We start from the raw sequence: 19375 nt of genomic DNA, 5'->3' as shown, positions 1-19375 counted from the left end.
TATGTACAAATGATTATTTTAGTTGTAAACAATACTATTCTAGAGTTTTTCCGTAAAAAATCAAGTAATTCTTCCAACTTATATGTTTATCCCTGGTTTTTTTTATCCATAATGCTAATGATGAGAAATTGCTTCTTAATGACATAAGAAGTGGAGGTGTGGTCCTGTGAGGCATAGATATAGACGCAGGAAGAGAAAGAGACGGTTATTGAAGTTTAGTTTTTTTCTAGTATTAATGATGGGGTCTTGTATTGCAGTCCTGTTGATTGCTAGCTTTTTACTTGGCCCACCGTCTTTAGAACGACCGCAGAATACGATTTATTATAGTAATACGGAAGAAGTGATCGGGGAGGAATATGGTTCAGAAAAAAGATACTGGGTACCCCTTGCAGAAATAGATGACCGCTTGGAGCAGGCAACGGTCTTTACAGAGGATCAACATTTTTATGATCATTTCGGATTTGATTTTAAACGATTAGTCGGTGCGATCTGGAAAGACATTAAAACCATGTCCCTGAAAGAAGGAGCAAGTACAATTACACAGCAGTACGCTCGTAACCTTTTTCTTACTCACGAAAAGACATGGCAACGGAAATTATATGAAGCATTCTATACGATTCGATTAGAAATGTTTTATGATAAAGACGAGCTGTTAGAAGGATATTTAAATACGATATATTATGGACATGGTGCGTATGGTATTGAAGCTGCGAGCAAGTACTTTTTTGATAAATCTGCTGCTGATCTCAGTTGGGCAGAAGCAGCAATGCTGGCCGGAATACCGAAGGGGCCGTCTCACTACTCGCCTTTTCATAACTTGGATAATGCTAAAGACAGACAAGAATTAATCTTAAGCAATCTTCATGAGAATAATGTAATCGATGATATCGAATATGAAACAGCTTTGAATGAAGAATTATCTTTTTCAGAGGATCGTGATATTGCTAACAAAAGTGTCGCACCCTATTTTCAGGATGTCGTTGTGAAGGAATTGCAAGAATTGCTGGATGTAAACATCGAAGACATTCGTTCAGGAGGCTACCAAGTTTATACGACGTTAGACTTGAAGCAGCAACAAGCAATGGAACAAGCTTCTGAAGCGATCGATGCAGACTCAGAAATTCAAGTTGGTGCAATGGCAATGGATCCAGATACAGGAGGTGTTACCGCTCTCCTTGGTGGTCGAGATTATGAGGATTCTTCCTTTAACAGGGTAACACAAGCAAAAAGAATGCCAGGTTCTGCTTTTAAGCCGTTTCTTTATTATACAGCTTTAGAAAATGGAATGACACCTGCCACGACCTTAATGAGTAAACCGACCACTTTTGAGTTGGCGGATGGCAAAAGCTATCAGCCTAGTAACTATAATGACTATTATGCCAATCAACCGATCACAATGGCCCAAGCAATGGCACTTTCTGACAATATATTTGCTGTTAAAACGAATTTATATGTGACACCAGAACGATTTGTACGAACAGCCAAAAATAAATTTAAATTTAATAGTGAACTGGAGCCAGTCGCATCATTAGCCTTAGGCACAGAGGTGGTAACGATGCAGGAGATGGTAACAGGATACAGTATGATAGCGAATGGCGGTCTTGATGTGGAAGGCCATACGATTACGAAAGTGACAGATGCTTACGGCGAAGTGTTGTACGACCGGGAACAAGAACAATCAGATGATAAAGGGTGGAATCCCTTTTCCGAACAAGAAGATAATCAAGTGTTGCAAAAAGAGTATACCTACATCCTCGCTGACATGATGAAAGGAATGTTTGAGGAAGAATTAAACGGCTATATGAGTGTGACTGGTGCCTCTATCGCTGATAAGCTGACACATGAATATGCAGGAAAATCTGGTACAACCAATGTGGATAACTGGATGATGGGCTTTACCCCTGCTCTTACCGCTGGTGTTTGGGTAGGATATGATGATAATCGCGAAATTGTAAAAGTGAACGATCAGCAATATGCAAAGGAAGTTTGGGCAAATTTTATGGAATCAGCTCATGAAGACTTACCTGAAGAACATATCGTAAAACCTGACAATGTAGTGGAGGCTTCGATTGATTTAAATACAGGTTTCCTGGCATCAGATGAATGTGGACAGACACACACGATGTTATTTGTGCAAGGAACAGAACCAACGAAATATTGCACCGCCCATTTAGATGAATATGAGCACCCTGAAGAATTCGATGAGATGATCCCTGAAGATCGCCTACTGGAAAACTGGTGGGAATGGATGTGGACAGGAGAAGATGAGCAGTAAAACGGAAAAAGGCTGGGCAAATGCCCAGCCTTTTCCGGTCCTAGTAACGAAGAGTTACCATGTGTGTATATTTTAAAAAAATTGATCTCTTAGGACAAGTATAATCGCTCATATTCAGATAATATTCACAAAATGTTCACATTATTCTGGCAAAGCTTGCTTTAGATCATCGGATGAATTTTTCCACATCTCTGGGTCAAATTCGCGTAAGAAATCAGCGAGTAACTTTTGTGATTTCTCATCCATATGCTCAACAATCACATGTCCTTTCATCGATTTATCCATATGATTAACATGCTCTGGCATTGATTTATAAGCACGTTTGATCGAACGGTCGACACGGATTTCACATCCGGTTACACCGTGGTAGTAAGGACCGGTTTCTCCACGTTCAACCGTAACCCAGACAATCCAGTACAGTTTACCGTTTGGTACATCTTCTTTATTTGGAAGAAACTTCACACGACGTTCTACTTCACTTCTGGCGTGCATTGCTCCCATATCTACAAAGGCACGATCATCATTCGGATCGACAATCACTGGAGAGATATTTTCTAAACTGATCGATCCGACACCATATCCGCCATGACCATCCGTGGAATCGTCCTTCATGATTGTAAATTGATTAGATTTCTTTTTTTCTTCACTCATGACAATCCATCCTCCTACTTATTTTACTTTTTATTGTAGCATGTTTGAAAGTAAGTTATCATCTTCTGTGTTTCCCTCTTTTTGTTTTTACGATACAATAATATCGATATCCATAAAAAGGAGAGAATACATATGCCATACGTAACAGTACAAATGCTAGAAGGCAGAACAGATGAACAGCGTAAAGCATTAATTGAAAAAGTAACAGATGCGGTTGTTGAAACAACAGGAGCATCACGCGAAAAAGTTGTTGTGTTTGTCGAGGATATCGATAAGCGTAATTATGGTGTTGGTGGAAAGCGACTAATCGATTGATAGGTACTTGGAGTCGAGACGGTGAAGGACTCTTTTTTCGGATTTGCTATTCTTTTGCCCTTCACCTTCCATTATTATCCTTGATATACTAGGAAGAAAAGGATGTGTTTTATTTGCTTTACGCGAGTATAGGTGGACTTCAAGGTGGCGATATGTTTTTCGCTCTTATTTCGTTTATCCTATTTCTAAGCATCATTACTATTTTAATCCTATTGATATTTCGTTTAGGAAGGAAAAAGAAACAATTAGAACGAATCGAAAATAAGCTAGATCAATTGTTAAATGAGCAGAATAACAAAATATAATCGCAAATAAAAATAACCCATCACAGGTGGGTTATTTTTGCAATCTACCTATAAATCCCCAGGCTTCTTTGATATCCTCTGGTGTATAATTCGACTTTTTCTTTACTTCTTGTATCTTTTGTTCGACCTCAGGTTTTGGCAAATGATCAAAATATAGCATCGTACTAACGAGTTCTAAAAAGCGTGAGCTCTGTTCTTTCATCTCCTGCAAAAGTGACTGTTCTAACGGCAGCTCGGTATTGGAATGTTTAAGAAAATCTTCTCCCTGCTCTGTCACTTGGTAACGATATTGATAATAATTACTCTTCTTTTCTTTTACTTCTGAGACAAAGCCTAGATTGGTAATTTCCTCAATTCGCAAGCTTAATTCCTCAGAATACGGTCCGTAAAAATAGAATGTATACTTTTCTTCAAAAGGTAGTCCAAGTTTTTTCATGATATAAATGATTTTTTGCAACTTTTTGCGCCCGACAATTCCTTCCGATGCTGCGATCACTTTAACAAGCTTTGCATGATTATCTAGCAATGAAAACACCCCAGTTTCTTTAGCTTTCTTGTTTATCTAATTTTCGCTATCAGCAGCGGGGATTAACACCCCACTGATCATAGTCTTACTTTATTTAATATTTTCTTAATTTTTTGTTTCTCCGGTCTATCCTCTGGCAACTTTTCTATTAAATCTTTTGGATAATATAACTTATGATCGGTCCGTTTCTTCCCTGAGATTGCCTCTACAATATCAGACTGACGAGATAATTCACGTAATTCCTTATTCGGCATTAACAAATGGATCGGTAACCGTTCTTCTTCCTCTCCTGGCCGGTAAAAGTCATACGGCAAATCAGACGAAGAATCTACTACTAAATAATAGTCCGGATCAAGGTCAATATCACGGAATAATTGGTACAGCTCCATCCATTCATTCATTTGTAAATTCGGATTAAATTCGGCATATTTAAACAAACGACGATTCATAAAACGATAGGCCAAATCACTTAAAATCGGATCATCTTCATCCGCCCACATTTGGAAATAATACAAGACTACTGCTTCATCCAACTTAATGTAATCCCCAAGTGACACTTGTTCCTCGAAGAAAGATACAAAAGGTGAAGGTTCCACTTTAAACGTGTATCCTCCGTCATATAATGCTTTGACACGGTGCAAAATCTTCGTCAAAATCACTTCAGCACTGCGGGTAACTGGGTGAAAATAGACTTGCCAATACATCTGGTAACGGCTCATAATATAATCTTCGACTGCATGCATACCCGATTCTTTAATAACGACTTGATCTTCGACCGGGCGCATCACACGCAGAATCCGTTCCATATCAAAATGGCCATAGCTTACACCAGTAAAATACGCATCACGCTGCAAGTAATCCATCCGATCCGCATCAATCTGGCTGGATATTAAACTTACTACTAATTTGTCATGATAGGTCTTATTAATAACATCGGCAACTTTTTGAGGAAATTCAATACCGACATTTGTTAATACATGATTCACTTCCGTATCCCCTAAAATAATCGCCCTCGTGAAATCTTCGTGATCTAATTTAAAGACTTTCTCGAACGAATGGGAGAATGGTCCATGTCCTAAATCGTGAAGCAATGCGGCACATAAACAAAGCAATCGTTCCTCATGATTCCAGTTAGGCCTGTCCTCGAAATTAATCAAAATACGACGTACAATCTCATAAACACCAAGTGAATGATTAAAACGGCTATGCTCCGCTCCGTGAAAGGTTAAAAAAGATGTACCTAATTGCTTGATCCGCCTCAATCGTTGGAATTCTTTAGTGCCGATCAAATCCCAGATCACTTGATCGCGTACATGGACATAGCGATGGACCGGATCTTTAAACACCTTCTCCTCATGTAATTTTTCATCTTTATAAGCCATGGCAAATACCTTCCTCTTTTTTCTTACTATTAGTATAATATAGTTTTAGGTGAACGAAAAGGTTTGGAGGATAATCATGAAAGATTGGAAGCAATTTTTTAAAGATAAAAGAATTAGAGTCATTGATCACAGTGATCCAGAGGCGCTAGGAACAGCGATGGCATCCTTTGCGGTCGACGATACGTTGTGTGAATCGATAGGGCGATGCGGTGACGAGTCTGCATGCCGGTTCTGGGTCCATAACAACACGGTTGTTCTAGGCATTATCGATAGTCGATTACCGGCTGTGGACGATGCTGTCGCATTTTTAGAGGAAAAAGGGTTTGATGTTGTCGTCCGAAATTCTGGTGGTCTTGCGGTAGTGCTCGATCAGGACGTCTTAAATTTTTCATTTATAGTGCCGGATTTACCAGAGATGGGCATTCATTCGGGGTATGAGTTAATGACGGCGTTTGTCCAGGATATGTATAAGGATCTCACCGATCAGATTGAGGCATTTGAGGTGGTTGGATCCTATTGTCCTGGTGATTATGATTTGAGTATTGGTGGCAAAAAGTTTGCTGGTATCTCTCAGCGTCGGGTCAAAAAAGGGATTGCGGTGCAAATTTATATTTGCGTACGTGGTAGCGGAGCGACTCGCGCTAAGTTAGTTCGTGATTTTTATGGTAAAGGGCGTTCAATTGATGACGAGCGGTTTGCGTATCCGGACGTGGAGCCTGATACAATGAGATCATTGTCTGAGTTGGTTGATGTGGAGTTAACGGTCGAGGATAGCAAAGTCCGAGTATTGCGATTGTTAGGGGATGTAGAATATACTGACTTATCAGGTGAAGAGTTAGCTGTTTTTGAAAAAAGGATGGCACAAATGATTGAGCGGAATCAAAAAGCACTTAAGTGAGTACTTTTTGATCCGTTGATGGTAGCTTAACTTGGTAGCCGATGCCTGGCTGCTTTGGCAGAGTGACATAACCGTTGTTGACCTCTACTTCCGGAGTGATAATATCCTGATGCCAATAGCGGTTGGATGCTCCTTGGTCTGCGGGTAGTCTGAAATTTGGTAATGTTGCTAATGCCAATGATTGGACACGCCCTACTCCCGCTTCCAACATTCCTCCGCACCAGACTGGAATGTTATGTTTTTGGCAATAGTCGTGAATCTTGATCGCATTCGTGAATCCGCCGACTTTTGCTAATTTAATACTGATGATTTTACAGCTTTGGAGTGCGATAGCTGTATGAACATCTGCTAGAGTATGAATGCTTTCATCAAGGCAGACTGGTGTGTTGATTTCATGCTGAAGTTTGGCATGATTGGTGAAATCATCAGAAGCTAGTGGTTGTTCGATCATCATTAGGTTGTATCGGTCCATTTTTTTTAGATGCTCGATGTCGTTGATTGTATATGCTGAATTGGCATCGACCATCAGTGGTGTTGCCGGAAAATGGCTGCGCACTTTTTCTAAGATGGCTAAGTCATTTTCCGGCTTTATTTTTAGTTTGATCCGTTGATAGCCTTGCTCAAGTGCTTTTGCGATTTGTTCAATTAGCAGCTTTTCGTTGGATTGGAGGCCAATTGCTGCTCCCACTGATATTTGGTTGGTGACTCCTCCAATTGCTTGGTAAAGCGGCTGTTGACAGCGTTTCGCATAAAGATCCCACACTGCACCTTCAATAGCTGTCTTTGCCATGTGATTTCTGCGGATGTTGTGGAGCTTGAGTTCTGTCGGATGATTGATCTCTTGCTTTTTGATCGCTGGCCAGAGATGATGCTCGATTATGAGTTGTACTGTATCTGCCGTTTCCTCTGTATACCATGGGTAATCAAATGCCACAGATTCACCATAGCCGATCAATCCATCTTGATCATGGAGTTCAGTAATGATGATATCCTTTTCTTTGACAGTAGTTGTACTGTTGGTAAAGGGAAATTTAAGAGGCATCTTCAAGCGATGCATGATTAATTTTTTGAATGAGATCATTTTGCGTGGCTCCTTTTTTTTATGGCCACTTTTGATACTTTTATGGCCACTTTCCTGAGTTTTATGGCCACTTTTTTATGCTTTATGGCCACTTTTAATACTTTTATGGCCACTTTTCCGAGTTTTATGGCCACTTCTGTTTTTCGTTACGGCTAGTATATCAGGGTGTGAATAGTAAGCCCCTTTTTTCACTCCAAATTTTATATATCCCGCTCTTGTAATTAATTTCCGGGTTGCTTCTGGTGACGACATTTGCAACATGTCTTGTGCCAACTGCTTGGTCAATCTATTATTCGCTAATAATGCGATTTGATATAACACCTTATGATGTGCATCGGTACTTCTTGTTCCACAAAAAGCACATTGCCAACGCATTCGCTCTCTTCTCATTGGCCGTTTGTTACAAGTGGGACATGGTAATCCTTTGTGTAAATCATCCCATAAAATGGCGTGTTTTTCTAGTATCGAAATCGCACGCTCCCGATGATTTTCCACTAAAAAATGTTCGATTTGTTGATTCTCTTCTTCGGAAATGATAGGAGGGTGCTTTTCTGCCAAACTTTCTAGAATGGATGGGACTCTTTGAGATGTCAATATACGTTTATATTCAGGGTAATCGTGTAAGCGGAGAATGGCGTTAGGATTAACAAAGACAACGAAACGATAAGTTGGTAATTGGTCGATGTTGTAAGCGATGCAATAGGCTCGCAGGTTAGCATATTGGCGATCGACTTGCAAAATTGGATCGTCAAAACCTTCTTTGATGCCATCTAATATACGTGTTAATTGACGAGATTTCGCGTCAAAATAGATTTCTCCTGTATGACTTTTCACTTCAAAAATAACACGGAATCCTAACCCGAGAATGAGCCAATCTAGTTGGAAAGAGCTGTTGTGTTCTAGACGTAACCTTTTGAGACATGTTAGAGATGGTACCTGTGCTTGATCGAGGTAGTAGGTGAGGCTGTCTTCTCCAGCTTGCCCTGCATCTTGCCGCCGGAAATGATTGATAATGTTGGGGTACTCAAGGTGTTGTTCTGGAAGGAATTCTAGGAGCGCCCGATATTGTTGCATTAAAATGGGGGTATCGGGAATCATATCTATTCTCCTTTCTCCCCTAAATATAGCAAAAAGCACAGTAGAAATCTACTGTGCATCTAATGATTGTGCTGCGGTGATTAATGCTAGTTTATATGCTTCTTCACTGCTACAACCTCGTGATAAGTCATTCACTGGTTTGTTTAATCCTTGAAGAATTGGTCCCACTGCATCAAAGCCGCCTAAACGTTGGGCGATTTTGTAGCCAATGTTACCAGCTTCAAGACCTGGGAATACAAATACATTTGCGTCACCTTTTAATACAGATCCTGGCGCTTTTTTCTCTGCTACGGATGGAACGAATGCAGCATCGAATTGGAATTCACCATCTAAAGTTAATTCCGGAGCTTTTTCTCTTGCGATTTTAACGGCTTCGGCAACTTTCTCGGTTTCTTCTGATTTTGCTGAACCTTTTGTTGAGAAACTAAGCATTGCAACGCGAGGGTTTATATTAAAAAGTTTTGCGGTTTCGGCACTGCCTATTGCGATTTCTGCTAAGTCTTGGCTGTCTGGTGCAATGTTGATGGCACAATCTGCAAACACGTATTTCTCATCTTCACGTACCATAATGAACACACCTGAAGTTTTCTTGATACCCTCTTTTGTTTTAATAATTTGTAATGCTGGACGTACTGTGTCTGCTGTTGAATGAGCAGCACCACTCACTAAGCCGTCTGCTTTCCCCATATAAACAAGCATTGTACCAAAATAGTTTTCGTCTAATAACATTTTGCGTGCGTCTTCTTCTGTTGCTTTGCCTTTACGGCGTTCCACGAAAGAAGCAACCATCTCGTCAAATGCAGTGTAGGTGCTTGGATCTAAAATCTCCACTCCCGTAATATCCACACTCAATTCCTTTGCTTTCTGTTCTATTTTTTCTTGGATTCCAACTAATACAGGTTCAACTAAACCGTCTTTTTTCAATTGGCTGGTTGCTGTTAAAATTCGTTCATCCAATCCTTCAGGAAACACGATTTTTCTAGCATTTCCTTCTAATCTACTTTTAATATCCGCAAATAAATCGCTCATTTTTTAACCCTCCAAAATATTATCTGTATTATATGATACGCGTTTTCGTGTAATAATGAAAGTGTGAACCTATATGAATGCGTTTCAATACAAAAAATTTTAAAATTGTTCATTTTTTTGTTAGAAATTGTCATTTTAACTTGCGTTTCAATAAGTATTTTTCCCCAAATATGTTATATTAAAACGAAAGGATGATTTCTAAAAGGAGTGAATCAAAATGCCAGAAGCAGTCGAAACAATGGATGGTTGGTATTGTTTACACGATTTACGTAAAATAGATTGGACAAAATGGAAAAAAGCTTCCGAAGATGAGCGCAAAGAAGCGGTCGACGAATTGCAGACGATGCTTCAGGAATGGGAAGAAGTCTCTGAAGCACGTGATGGGAGTCATGCTTTTTATTCTTTAATGGGACAAAAAGCAGATATCATTTTAATGATTCTTCGCCCAACTATGAAAGAGCTAGAAGAAATCGAATTACGCTTTAATAAATCAAAATTTGCTGAGTTCACAACACCAAGCTACTCTTACGTGTCCGTTGTGGAACTATCCAAATATATGTCGAAGGAATCCGATAATCCAGAAGACAACCCAGGTGTTCGCGCGCGCTTGAAGCCGAAGCTACCGCAATGGGACCATATTTGCTTCTATCCAATGGACAAGCGCCGGGAAGGTAATGATAACTGGTATATGCTGCCGATGGATGAGCGCCGTCAATTAATGTATGAGCATAGTTTGACGGGGAGAAAGTATGCTGGTGAGATCAAACAAATTATTACCGGGTCCATGGGCTTTGATGATTGGGAATGGAGTGTTACTTTATTTGCTAAAGATGTGCTACAAATCAAAAAGATTGTCTATGAAATGCGCTTTGATGTGGTCAGTGCACGATATGGAGAGTTTGGACCATTCTATGTCGGCAACATTTTAAAAACAGAAGAGATTCCAGCTTATTTAGCTATTTAAACACACGGTATTTTCCGTGTGTTTTTTCTTTATGCATGTTTGCAAAACAAAATGCATATAGATGACTAGTAGGAATATGGAAAAAGCACGAGCAAATTTCCGATTTAAGAAAGGAGTCTTATTAATGAGTCAAAATCAAAATCAGAGCCAACAGCAGCCTGTCAATAGGCAACCATATACTCCGCAAGGCTACTATGGTATGCCAAGTGGTTACGGAGGATATCAGTACCCTTATGGACAAATGCCCCAGATGGGCCAATATGGTCAGATGGGGCAAATGGCACAGTCAGGAGGAACGATCGGGACTGGACAGCCACAGCAACCACCCGTTTCAGACATACCTGGTATGCTCCCTGCTGAAGAATCCTATATCGAAAATATCCTTCGATTAAACAAAGGGAAAAGAGCTACCGTATACATGACGTTTGAAAACAATGACCGCTGGAACGCAAAAGTATTTAAAGGAATCATCGAAGCAGCTGGTCGTGATCACATTATTTTAAGTGATCCTGAAACTGGTAAACGTTATGTGTTATTAATGGTGTACTTAGATTATATTACATTTGATGAAGAAATTAATTACGATTATCCATATAACCAAAACCCTGGCACAGTATCCTATTCACCACGCTAAATACCTAAATTTTATACTTTCGTTCCTAAAGAACATACTTCAACAGCTCAGACACAAGTAAATGCTTGTGTCTTTTCTTATGGAGGTAAAGATCATGAAGAAAAAAGCTTCAATCGATGAAATTACGGTTGCTTGTTTTAGCTTGACACTTGTTTTCATTATACTCGCATGGCAAAATCAATCGACTTTGTTAGGGATGATTGCCTTAGCCAGCTTAAGTATCAATTTTTTCATTGAAGCTTGGAAAGAGTGGAGAAAGGGGCATTCATTTTTCTTTTCACAATTTATATTACGAGGTATTGGTATCATCGGAATAATGGCGCTTGTGCTTTTCTATATGTAAAAAAACAATGACCCTTTGGTGGTAGCAAAGGGTCATAAAAAACTAGATATACTTGATTACTGCATAACCTAACAACACCCAGCCGACTAAAAATGCCAATCCACCAATCGGTGTAATCATCGCAAATGTTTTGATCTGAGTTGTCGAATAGATATAGAGACTGCCGGAGAACAAGATGATTCCCGCAAAGAAAAACCAGCCTGCTGATATGATACTTCCAGACGTAATTTTCGGCATTAATAAACCTGTTGCAAGTAAGGTGACTGTATGAAACATTTGATATTGTACTGCTTTTTCCCACGTTGCAAGCATCTTCTCTGATAATTTACCTTCTAGACCATGGGCACCAAAAGCTCCTAAAGCCACGGCAAGAAAACCATTCAGAATACCTAATAATAAAAAGATTTTCATTTGTATCTCCACTCCCTATTTAGAAGTCAAGTAGTGAATCTCCATTAGCACCGTCATCTTCCACCTTTTTCTCTTGTTTTGTCGGTGGTTTTGGCGCAGGTTGACCAACCATTTTCTGCCACTCTAATTCATTGATTGAGCTTGTTGATGGTGCTGGTGCACTGTTATCTTGATCTAATAATAAATCTGTTAAAGATTGCACTGCTTTCGCATGCTCTCTTACTTTGTTTTCATTTTTTAATGCTTGTTCACATTCCACTATTATCTTTCGTAAAATCTGCTGATTGGTAATCGCCATCATCGCTCATCCTCTCTCCTGCTATTATACAATTCCAAGCGAATTTAAGAAAATGATAGCAATTATGAATGGTGCGATAAATTTCACTAACAAATACCAGATATTTCGAATTGGATTATTAGTTAAATCCGACGCTTCCAGTGCCTCTTGTTTGGTAAAATACCAACCGACAAATAAGGCCATCGTGAACCCGCCAATCGGTAAGAAAACATTGGACGAAAGAAAGTCCATTGAATCTAAGATGTTGCGATCACCAATCAAGGTGATACCACTCCATTTTCCCATTCCTAACGAAACCGTTACACCTGATGCAAAAATAACAAGTCCGACGATAAGTGATGCTAATTTTCTGGACATATTAGCCGCACGCATCAGATAAGCCACGGGTACTTCTAGCAATGAAATCGAAGAAGAGATCGCTGCTAAGCTTAATGCTGTAAAGAATACCAAACCAATCATACTACCGAAATTCATTTGATAAAAAATTTCTGGTAATGTTATGAAAACAAGTGGCGGTCCAGAACTAGGATCAATGCCAAAAGCAAACACAGCTGGAAAAATGACAATACCTGAAATAATCGCAAATAAAGTATCCATTACACCAATTCCCACTGTCGCCCCTGGTAACTGATGCTGTTTCGTTAAATAACTTCCGTACGTCATCATCGTTCCAACACCTAAACTCAACGAAAAGAAAGCTTGTCCTAATGCCGCGATATAGACAGAAGGATCTTCTAAAACAGACCAATCTGGCTGAAATAAGAAAGCAAGTCCATCAGCAGCACCTGGTAGTGTTACACTATAAATCGCCAGCGCAATCATCATTAACGCTAAAATCGGCATTAATATTTTATTGGCAAGCTCTATTCCCTTCTTTACACCGATTAATACGATAAACATAGTAATCCCCATGAAAAGCGCATGCCAAAACAATGGCGCATAATCCTGTGAAATAAATGCCTCAAATGATCCACCAAACCCAATATCCGGCACCTCAGTCATCGTACCTGTTAGATATCTCCACCAGTAGTACAGCGCCCATCCTGCTACGACACTGTAAAAACTTAGAATTAGAAAGGCACTCGCAACACCTAGATAACCGACCATAAACCATGGTTGTTTCGGTGCCAGTTTTTTATAAGAGCCGACAATATCTCTTTGCGCCTTTCTTCCGATACTCACTTCTACTAATAATAATGGAATACCGATCACTAACACACTTAAAATATATAAAATTAAAAATGCGCCTCCACCATTTTCACCGGCAACATAAGAGAAGCGCCATATATTACCTAAACCTACAGCAGATCCCATTGCTGCTAGCATAAAACCTAGTCTTGATGCCCAATTTTCTCGTTGCATATTTTACTTTCACCTCTACTACCTATAAATAAATTCTTTCCTATTGTACACGATAGAACCTTGCTTTTCTACCTTGATTTTTAGATGCTATACTAGTTTTACAAGGAGGGAGTGTCATGCACGAAAAGTTACAATTAATCGGAGATTATTCCCCCGTCCAGCTTGTCCAGCCGATAGCTGGCGGTGATATTAATCAGGCTTATTATGTCCAAACAGCTGAAAAGCATTATTTTATCAAAACCAATCAACATGTACCCGCAGATTTTTTTAAAATTGAAGCGGATGGATTAGAACGAATTCGTGCTACCAATACCATCGCAGTACCAGAAGTCTATCATTTTGACATCACTAAAGATGATGAAGAATTATTTTTAATTATGGAATGGATAGAAGGAAACAAAAGTAACTTGACAGGCCGTGTGCTAGGAGAGAATTTAGCTGCTTTACATTTAGCTGAAACAGGTTCATTTTATGGGTTAGATCAAACTACTTTTGTCGGAGAATTGATCCAGGAAAATGTATGGTATAACAATTGGATTGACTATTACCGAGAGATGCGCCTTCGCCCCCAAATGGAACTTGCTATGGAAAAAGGAAGAATGAGTGGCAAAAGACAGAAGCGGATGGAATCTTTATTGATTAATCTCGAGCAATACATACCGAAGACACCTCGTGCATCCCTGCTCCATGGTGATTTATGGGGTGGTAACTGGCTAGTTGGTAAAGGGGGAGAACCTTATTTAATTGATCCGTCTGTCGTTTACGGGGATCATTTATTTGAAATAGCGTTTACCGAGTTATTCGGCGGTTTTCCGACTGATTTTTACCATAGTTATCAAGCAGCCTTTCCATTGGAAGATTATTATGAAGAAGTTAAACCGATTTATCAATTGTTTTATTTGCTTGTTCATTTAAATTTATTTGGTGAAGGCTATGGCAAAAGTGTAGACAGGATTCTTGCACGTTACGAGGCCTAGCAAGCCTGTTTGAAAGTAGTTGACTATTTTATAACCGGCAAATCTGGGCTTTGCCCTTCAGCTAACTTTTTCAAGCGGGTTTTGCTTGGAAAAGTTAGCTTAGTCGAAAATCCCGTGGAAAGGGAAGTGGACAGCCGCAGCGATGGTTTCCTATACGGTTTATTTCAAAATGGCTACTTTGATAACAAATGCGTTGATACCGAGGATTATATACTTTCTTTCCTTACAAGCAAAAAAAGCCATCTTAAGATGACTTTTCTTGGTATTGATATACTTGATCTGATGATTGACGTTTATTTTTCCGTTCTTTCCACCATTGTTGAATGCGGTCTGTTTTGCCTTCAACAATTGGCTGAGTGAAGGTTACAACCCATTTAGATGCTAAAAACCATACGATTGCAGCCGCGATGACAGCAAGACCTAATGTGTCAAGATTTTGGTCTACGGCCAGTAAATGCGCTTGGCGAACGTATTGAATAATTACACCATGTAACAAATAGACATACATGGTATTTTGACCAAGTGGTGTAAAAGAATAACGTTTATTCGGGACTAAAAGTAATACCGAAAAAACCATTAATGTAGCTACGGTATATAACATCGCCCGAATAAAACCACCATTAGCCGCTGCATCCAAGCCTTGATAAGAATGGGAACCAAATAACCATTCGACAGGAATCGTTGGTGTCACATAAGATGTAACAAACACCGCAATCAATACCCCTAGTGCGATTGCCTTATTATTAACTGTCTTCAATTTAAATATTTGATCTTGGGACAGCCAGTAACCGATTAAGAAAAAGGGAAAAAAAACAAGCGTTCTTGATAAACTGAAGGACGGTCCGATAAATGGTAGATAGCCTACCAAAACACCTATTATAAAAGCTAATGGAATTCCATAAATAGGTTTCAGCTTTTTATATCCAATCAATAGTAGGTGCCAGCTAAATAAACTTAATAAGAACCATAATCCCCAATGTGGATCGTACAACGTGGTATCCCAGCTATCTTTACCTATGGTAAAAAAGTAGACAGAATAAAATACTTGGAATAAGAAATAAGGGAATAAGATCCTCTTAACTAATTTCATCAAATACCCTTTATCACTTGCCCCTTTAGCAAAAAAACCACTTACTAATATAAACACCGGCATATGAAATAAATATATCCATTGATATAGCACATTGACTAATTCAATATTCTGCTTTAAAGGTTGAATTAAATGACCAAACACAACTAAAAATATAAACACTAGCTTGGCATTATCGAAATAAGCTTCACGTTGCATTTTTCATTCTCCCTTTTTTTATGCTTTTATACCATCTTACCTTTTATAAAGAAGAACAAAAAGTAATTCCACTTATTGTTAACAATTTGTAATTGTTGTGTTAAATTTGTGAAATTTTTTAAAAATCTACTGCCCATGTACCGTTACGGAAAATAACCTCTTTTCTCCCATTTTTCGTGATACCATCAATATTCATGTCTGCAGAACCAATCATAAAGTCCTCATGGACAATACTATCATTAACACCATGTTGATCCATTTCCTTCTTCTTCATATCAGAGCCGCCTTTTATACTCGTTGGGTACGCTTTTCCTAAAGCGATATGACAGGAAGCATTTTCATCAAACAGGGTATTAAAGAAAACAATTCCCGCTTGAGAGACTGGAGATTCATGTGGTACTAAGGCAACTTCACCTAGCCTGGATGCACCATCTTCATCTGCTTCTAATAACTGTTTAAGCGCCTCTGCCCCCTTCTCACATGAATAATCAACTACCTTACCGTCTTTAAAGGTCAGGGTGAAATTCTCTATTAATTGACCTTGGAAGCTAAGCGGTTTTGTACTTGTTACCTGACCATTGACACCGTATTTATGTGGCATCGAGAATACTTCTTCAGTCGGAATATTTGGGTTAAATGTCACGCCATCAGTCGCCTCTGCCGCTCCTCCATGCCAAATATGTCCTTCTGGTAGTTCAATCGTTAAGTCAGTCCCTGTTGCTTGTAAATGCAACTTAGCATAATTTTTCTCATTTAAATATTCACGGGCATTGCGTAATAATTGATTATGTTTATTCCACGCTTCTATTGGATCATCTTGATCGGCACGTGCAATACGGAAAATTTCTTTCCAAAGTTTTTCCCTCGCTTCTTTTGCATCTAAATCTGGATATATTTTTTGTGCCCACTCTGTCGTCGGGTAACCAACAATCGACCAACGCACTTGGTCGTTCATCATGTAATCACGGTATTCTTTTAAAGCAGTTGAGCTTGCTTTGGTTACAGCTGCCATTCGCTTGCCGTCAATACCTTGCAAGAGGTCAGGGTTTTCACCATAGATATTTAATACTGCATAGCCATCTTTCACCATACTAACCAGGGCATCTTTTCGCCATTTCGGGAACGTTTCTAATACTTCCATTGGCGCATGTTTCATTTTCAAATAAGTTAATTCATCATCTTTCCATTCCACATGGACATTTTTGGCACCAGCTTCATATGCTTGTGTGACCACCAAGCGGACAAATTCAATGGCCTCAATCGGTGCTTGAATGAGTAGCCCTTGACCTTCTTGTAAATTTACACCAGTATGTAATGCTAGTTTCGCATATTTTTTTAATAACTTATCCATGTTTCATCCTCCTCCAGTAAGGGTACTACCATATTATGCTATCTGAATGGTTAAAAATGCAAACGATTGTTGTTTTCAATTATTTCATTATATACAATAAACATAAAGTGAGACTATAATCAGTGGACGCTTAGCACCGTGATAAAGTAAAACCCCTTGAGTAAAGATATTTTAGATAATAATTTAATGAGGTGAAGTGTTTGGAAACATTAATAAAATATCGAAGAATAGTTTGGATTTTTGTTTTATTGTTTATCATTACAGGGATTTTTACATACGTACAAACACCAAAACGTGATATACCAGAAATTGAGCAAAATATTGCTACTATTTCCACTGTTTATCCTGGTGTAAGTCCTGAAATAGTGGAACAGATGATTACCAATCTGATTGAGGAAGAAGTAATGGATTTCCTTTGACTTTTTTATCAGGAAGTAATGGGGAATTTATTAAAGCTTTACCAATTGCTCTGATGGGAACGATTATTGCTTCTACGCTGATTGCCTTGACTGTTATTCCTACTATTCAATATACAAGACAATTAAAGTTGTATCGCACCAAAAAACGCCAATCCGGTTTACTTACAGCGCTTTTTCGTCGGTTAGAAGAACGTTATGCTGATAATGTTCTGCCAACAACATTGAAAAAACCATGGTTAACCGTCTTAAGCGGGATGATCGTGTGTATCTTGTTACTATTGCTAGTTATAAAAGTACCATTTGAATTTTTTCCTGCAGCAGATCGACAGGAAGTAACACTTTCCGTAACGCTGGACGAAGGTACACCAATAGAAGAAACAGATCAAAAATTAGCCGAATTAGAACAATATATTCAAGACAATACCGAGTATGTGGATGAAACAGCTCGTTATACAGGGGCTGGGCTACCTAATATCTTTAACTCGAGCTTAACGAGATCTGGCGAAAATACTGGCCAAATAGTTGTTCGCGTTAATCGTGACCAAACTACAGCAGCTCAATATATTGAAAACTATCAGGAAGAATTACGAGAGCAGTTTCCAAATGCAGAAATATTTCTAGAAACGATTGTATCAGGTCCACCATCATCTCCAACGATAGAGTTAAAACTAAAAGGGTCTGATTTAGCAGTATTGTTGGAGCAATCTACGTTATTAAAGAATAAATTAAATGAACTCAATTCTGTTGAAGTTGCAACATTAAACGCTGGTACAAGTCAATTAGTAAAAACGTATGAAATTGATCGTGATTTTATCGCAGAAAATGGCATTGCGATTAGCCAAATAAAAAACACGCTTCAGCTTGCAAATGCTGGTATGCCACTATCTGAAATAAACACTAATAATAACAAGTTAGACATGGAATTAGTTTTGGATGAGGGAACAAACGAGGAAATTGACCTTAGTTCACTACAAGTATTTGTTACGTCAGAAGAAGGAATACCAGAGGATTATTCAGTTGATGAATTAGTATCTACTACAACTGAAGAGCAAACGGCGGCAATCACTCATGAAAATGGGGATAGAATTATCACAATAGCTGTATATGACTCAGGGGAAGGAAATTTCGCTGCCGATACTGCAGCAGTAATTGAAACGATGCAGACAGAACTTGCTGAATTAGATGATGAGTATGTTTTAATGGAGGATGGAGAAGCAAGTGCAGAGACAGAATTTTTTGTTGAGATTGCTAAGTTGTTTGTGATTGTATTATTTTTAATCTATATAACACTTGCCGTGCAATTTAATTCGTTGTTGATGCCTTTCTTAATTACAAGTACTGTGTTTTTTGCTGTGACAGGTGCAGTTGTTGGCTTATTTATTAGTGGGCAACCACTTAGCTTCTTAGCAGTACTTGGTATTGTTTCTTTATCTGGTATCGTTGTTCGCAACTCTATATTGATCATTGAATTTATTGAACAGAACAAACAGCAATATGATGGTAATACTGTAAACGCCATCGTTGCAGCCGGACGCGCAAGGTTACGACCAATCATATTAACAACCTTGACTTCGATTGCTGCGTTAACACCAATTATCATTGTCGGTGATGTCTTATTTAAACCACTCGCAGTATCAATTGTAGCTGGAATTATTTTCTCGACAATATTGACTTTATTATTACTTCCAGCTCTTTATATAACGATGGATCGATGGAGAATTAAAAGGTAATAATACAATGATAAATCCCCTCTTATGGCTATAAGAGG

General features: G+C 38.8%; 21 protein-coding genes. 10 read left to right on the top strand and 11 right to left on the bottom strand.

Annotated elements, in window-relative coordinates; translation table 11 throughout:
- The first annotated feature begins 208 nt into the window (after window positions 1-208).
- Window positions 209-2275 (top strand): transglycosylase domain-containing protein, encoded by a 2067-nt coding sequence (locus J5J03_RS15375; protein WP_231710780.1) that lies wholly within the window; start codon window positions 209-211, stop codon window positions 2273-2275.
- A 141-nt stretch (window positions 2276-2416) separates the two neighbouring features.
- Here the strand turns inward: J5J03_RS15375 and J5J03_RS15370 are convergent, their stop codons facing one another.
- Window positions 2417-2926, bottom strand: coding sequence for a YwhD family protein (locus tag J5J03_RS15370; protein ID WP_208590702.1), 510 nt, complete (start codon window positions 2924-2926; stop codon window positions 2417-2419).
- Window positions 2927-3058: 132 nt separating this feature from the next.
- Here J5J03_RS15370 and J5J03_RS15365 point away from each other — a divergent pair, with 132 nt between their 5' ends.
- Together J5J03_RS15365 and J5J03_RS15360 are read left to right on the top strand one after the other, a co-directional pair.
- Complete coding sequence (locus J5J03_RS15365; RefSeq protein WP_018933515.1) at window positions 3059-3241, top strand: 2-hydroxymuconate tautomerase; 183 nt, start codon at window positions 3059-3061, stop codon at window positions 3239-3241.
- A 104-nt stretch (window positions 3242-3345) separates the two neighbouring features.
- Window positions 3346-3546: a DUF4083 domain-containing protein gene (locus J5J03_RS15360; protein WP_208590701.1), complete on the top strand. Its 201-nt coding sequence runs from the start codon at window positions 3346-3348 to the stop codon at window positions 3544-3546.
- A 31-nt stretch (window positions 3547-3577) separates the two neighbouring features.
- On the opposite strand, the gene J5J03_RS15355 is transcribed toward J5J03_RS15360, so the two are convergent.
- Together J5J03_RS15355 and J5J03_RS15350 are read right to left on the bottom strand one after the other, a co-directional pair.
- A complete protein-coding gene (locus J5J03_RS15355; RefSeq protein WP_208590700.1) occupies window positions 3578-4072 on the bottom strand; it encodes a YwgA family protein in 495 nt (164 codons plus the stop codon).
- Window positions 4073-4149: 77 nt separating this feature from the next.
- A complete protein-coding gene (locus J5J03_RS15350) occupies window positions 4150-5454 on the bottom strand; it encodes an HD domain-containing protein (RefSeq protein ID WP_208590699.1) in 1305 nt (434 codons plus the stop codon).
- Between the two features lie 76 nt (window positions 5455-5530).
- Here J5J03_RS15350 and J5J03_RS15345 point away from each other — a divergent pair, with 76 nt between their 5' ends.
- Complete coding sequence (locus tag J5J03_RS15345) at window positions 5531-6352, top strand: lipoate--protein ligase family protein (RefSeq protein WP_208590698.1); 822 nt, start codon at window positions 5531-5533, stop codon at window positions 6350-6352.
- On the opposite strand, the gene menC is transcribed toward J5J03_RS15345, so the two are convergent.
- The 3 genes from menC to pta form a co-directional block, all read right to left on the bottom strand.
- Window positions 6345-7433, bottom strand: coding sequence for an o-succinylbenzoate synthase (gene menC, locus J5J03_RS15340; RefSeq protein WP_208590697.1), 1089 nt, complete (start codon window positions 7431-7433; stop codon window positions 6345-6347). The genes J5J03_RS15345 and menC overlap by 8 nt on opposite strands.
- 75 nt (window positions 7434-7508) lie before the next feature.
- Window positions 7509-8531 (bottom strand): nuclease-related domain-containing protein, encoded by a 1023-nt coding sequence (locus J5J03_RS15335; RefSeq protein ID WP_208590695.1) that lies wholly within the window; start codon window positions 8529-8531, stop codon window positions 7509-7511.
- 48 nt (window positions 8532-8579) lie between these two features.
- A complete protein-coding gene (pta, locus tag J5J03_RS15330) occupies window positions 8580-9560 on the bottom strand; it encodes a phosphate acetyltransferase (RefSeq protein ID WP_208590693.1) in 981 nt (326 codons plus the stop codon).
- A gap of 217 nt (window positions 9561-9777) precedes the next feature.
- On the opposite strand from pta, the gene hemQ reads away from it, so the two are divergent.
- The 3 genes from hemQ to J5J03_RS15315 all read left to right on the top strand — a co-directional run bounded on the left by hemQ (window position 9778) and on the right by J5J03_RS15315 (window position 11501).
- Window positions 9778-10524 carry a hydrogen peroxide-dependent heme synthase gene (hemQ, locus tag J5J03_RS15325; RefSeq protein WP_208590691.1) on the top strand — a complete coding sequence of 249 codons (747 nt, stop codon included), beginning with the start codon at window positions 9778-9780 and terminating at the stop codon, window positions 10522-10524.
- Between the two features lie 124 nt (window positions 10525-10648).
- Entirely contained in the window at window positions 10649-11158 is a 510-nt protein-coding gene (gerQ, locus tag J5J03_RS15320; RefSeq protein WP_208590689.1) for a spore coat protein GerQ, read from the top strand.
- 94 nt (window positions 11159-11252) lie between these two features.
- Window positions 11253-11501: a hypothetical protein gene (locus J5J03_RS15315; RefSeq protein WP_208590688.1), complete on the top strand. Its 249-nt coding sequence runs from the start codon at window positions 11253-11255 to the stop codon at window positions 11499-11501.
- A 42-nt stretch (window positions 11502-11543) separates the two neighbouring features.
- Here the strand turns inward: J5J03_RS15315 and J5J03_RS15310 are convergent, their stop codons facing one another.
- The 3 genes from J5J03_RS15310 to J5J03_RS15300 are packed head-to-tail and all read right to left on the bottom strand — an operon-like array spanning window position 11544 to window position 13572.
- Window positions 11544-11912, bottom strand: a complete 369-nt coding sequence (locus tag J5J03_RS15310; protein ID WP_208590687.1) for a DUF423 domain-containing protein — start codon at window positions 11910-11912, stop codon at window positions 11544-11546.
- A gap of 19 nt (window positions 11913-11931) precedes the next feature.
- Window positions 11932-12210 carry a YwdI family protein gene (locus J5J03_RS15305; protein WP_208590685.1) on the bottom strand — a complete coding sequence of 93 codons (279 nt, stop codon included), beginning with the start codon at window positions 12208-12210 and terminating at the stop codon, window positions 11932-11934.
- Window positions 12211-12234: 24 nt separating this feature from the next.
- The gene (locus J5J03_RS15300) at window positions 12235-13572 is read right to left on the bottom strand and encodes a sodium-dependent transporter (RefSeq protein WP_208590683.1); all 1338 of its coding nucleotides are present in this window, start codon (window positions 13570-13572) and stop codon (window positions 12235-12237) included.
- A 116-nt stretch (window positions 13573-13688) separates the two neighbouring features.
- On the opposite strand from J5J03_RS15300, the gene J5J03_RS15295 reads away from it, so the two are divergent.
- Window positions 13689-14549, top strand: a complete 861-nt coding sequence (locus J5J03_RS15295; protein ID WP_208590681.1) for a fructosamine kinase family protein — start codon at window positions 13689-13691, stop codon at window positions 14547-14549.
- Between the two features lie 244 nt (window positions 14550-14793).
- Here the strand turns inward: J5J03_RS15295 and J5J03_RS15290 are convergent, their stop codons facing one another.
- Together J5J03_RS15290 and J5J03_RS15285 are read right to left on the bottom strand one after the other, a co-directional pair.
- Entirely contained in the window at window positions 14794-15837 is a 1044-nt protein-coding gene (locus tag J5J03_RS15290; RefSeq protein ID WP_208590679.1) for an acyltransferase family protein, read from the bottom strand.
- A gap of 118 nt (window positions 15838-15955) precedes the next feature.
- A complete protein-coding gene (locus J5J03_RS15285) occupies window positions 15956-17188 on the bottom strand; it encodes an aminopeptidase (protein WP_208590677.1) in 1233 nt (410 codons plus the stop codon).
- A gap of 200 nt (window positions 17189-17388) precedes the next feature.
- Here J5J03_RS15285 and J5J03_RS15280 point away from each other — a divergent pair, with 200 nt between their 5' ends.
- A complete protein-coding gene (locus tag J5J03_RS15280; RefSeq protein WP_208590675.1) occupies window positions 17389-17607 on the top strand; it encodes an efflux RND transporter permease subunit in 219 nt (72 codons plus the stop codon).
- Window positions 17604-19337, top strand: a complete 1734-nt coding sequence (locus J5J03_RS15275; protein ID WP_231710779.1) for an efflux RND transporter permease subunit — start codon at window positions 17604-17606, stop codon at window positions 19335-19337. Before J5J03_RS15280 ends, J5J03_RS15275 begins: the two co-directional genes overlap by 4 nt.
- Window positions 19338-19375 lie beyond the last annotated feature (38 nt).

Origin of the sequence: Gracilibacillus suaedae (genome assembly GCF_017599345.1) — a bacterium.
GTDB classification, from domain to species: domain Bacteria; phylum Bacillota; class Bacilli; order Bacillales; family Amphibacillaceae; genus Gracilibacillus; species Gracilibacillus suaedae.
The sequence above is the reverse complement of the archived record's forward strand: the minus strand, read 5'-3'. Positions and strand labels throughout refer to the sequence as shown.

Bases quoted from the DNA above. Each gene is read 5' to 3' on its own strand.
- J5J03_RS15370 (WP_208590702.1), bottom strand. From the start codon at position 2,926: ATGAGTGAAGAAAAAAAGAAATCTAATCAATTTACAATCATGAAGGAC.
- J5J03_RS15365 (WP_018933515.1), top strand. From the start codon at position 3,059: ATGCCATACGTAACAGTACAAATGCTAGAAGGCAGAACAGATGAACAG.
- J5J03_RS15350 (WP_208590699.1), bottom strand. From the start codon at position 5,454: ATGGCTTATAAAGATGAAAAATTACATGAGGAGAAGGTGTTTAAAGAT.
- J5J03_RS15345 (WP_208590698.1), top strand. From the start codon at position 5,531: ATGAAAGATTGGAAGCAATTTTTTAAAGATAAAAGAATTAGAGTCATT.
- menC (WP_208590697.1), bottom strand. From the start codon at position 7,433: ATGATCTCATTCAAAAAATTAATCATGCATCGCTTGAAGATGCCTCTT.
- J5J03_RS15335 (WP_208590695.1), bottom strand. From the start codon at position 8,531: ATGATTCCCGATACCCCCATTTTAATGCAACAATATCGGGCGCTCCTA.
- pta (WP_208590693.1), bottom strand. From the start codon at position 9,560: ATGAGCGATTTATTTGCGGATATTAAAAGTAGATTAGAAGGAAATGCT.
- hemQ (WP_208590691.1), top strand. From the start codon at position 9,778: ATGCCAGAAGCAGTCGAAACAATGGATGGTTGGTATTGTTTACACGAT.
- gerQ (WP_208590689.1), top strand. From the start codon at position 10,649: ATGAGTCAAAATCAAAATCAGAGCCAACAGCAGCCTGTCAATAGGCAA.
- J5J03_RS15315 (WP_208590688.1), top strand. From the start codon at position 11,253: ATGAAGAAAAAAGCTTCAATCGATGAAATTACGGTTGCTTGTTTTAGC.
- J5J03_RS15310 (WP_208590687.1), bottom strand. From the start codon at position 11,912: ATGAAAATCTTTTTATTATTAGGTATTCTGAATGGTTTTCTTGCCGTG.
- J5J03_RS15305 (WP_208590685.1), bottom strand. From the start codon at position 12,210: ATGGCGATTACCAATCAGCAGATTTTACGAAAGATAATAGTGGAATGT.
- J5J03_RS15300 (WP_208590683.1), bottom strand. From the start codon at position 13,572: ATGCAACGAGAAAATTGGGCATCAAGACTAGGTTTTATGCTAGCAGCA.
- J5J03_RS15295 (WP_208590681.1), top strand. From the start codon at position 13,689: ATGCACGAAAAGTTACAATTAATCGGAGATTATTCCCCCGTCCAGCTT.
- J5J03_RS15290 (WP_208590679.1), bottom strand. From the start codon at position 15,837: ATGCAACGTGAAGCTTATTTCGATAATGCCAAGCTAGTGTTTATATTT.
- J5J03_RS15285 (WP_208590677.1), bottom strand. From the start codon at position 17,188: ATGGATAAGTTATTAAAAAAATATGCGAAACTAGCATTACATACTGGT.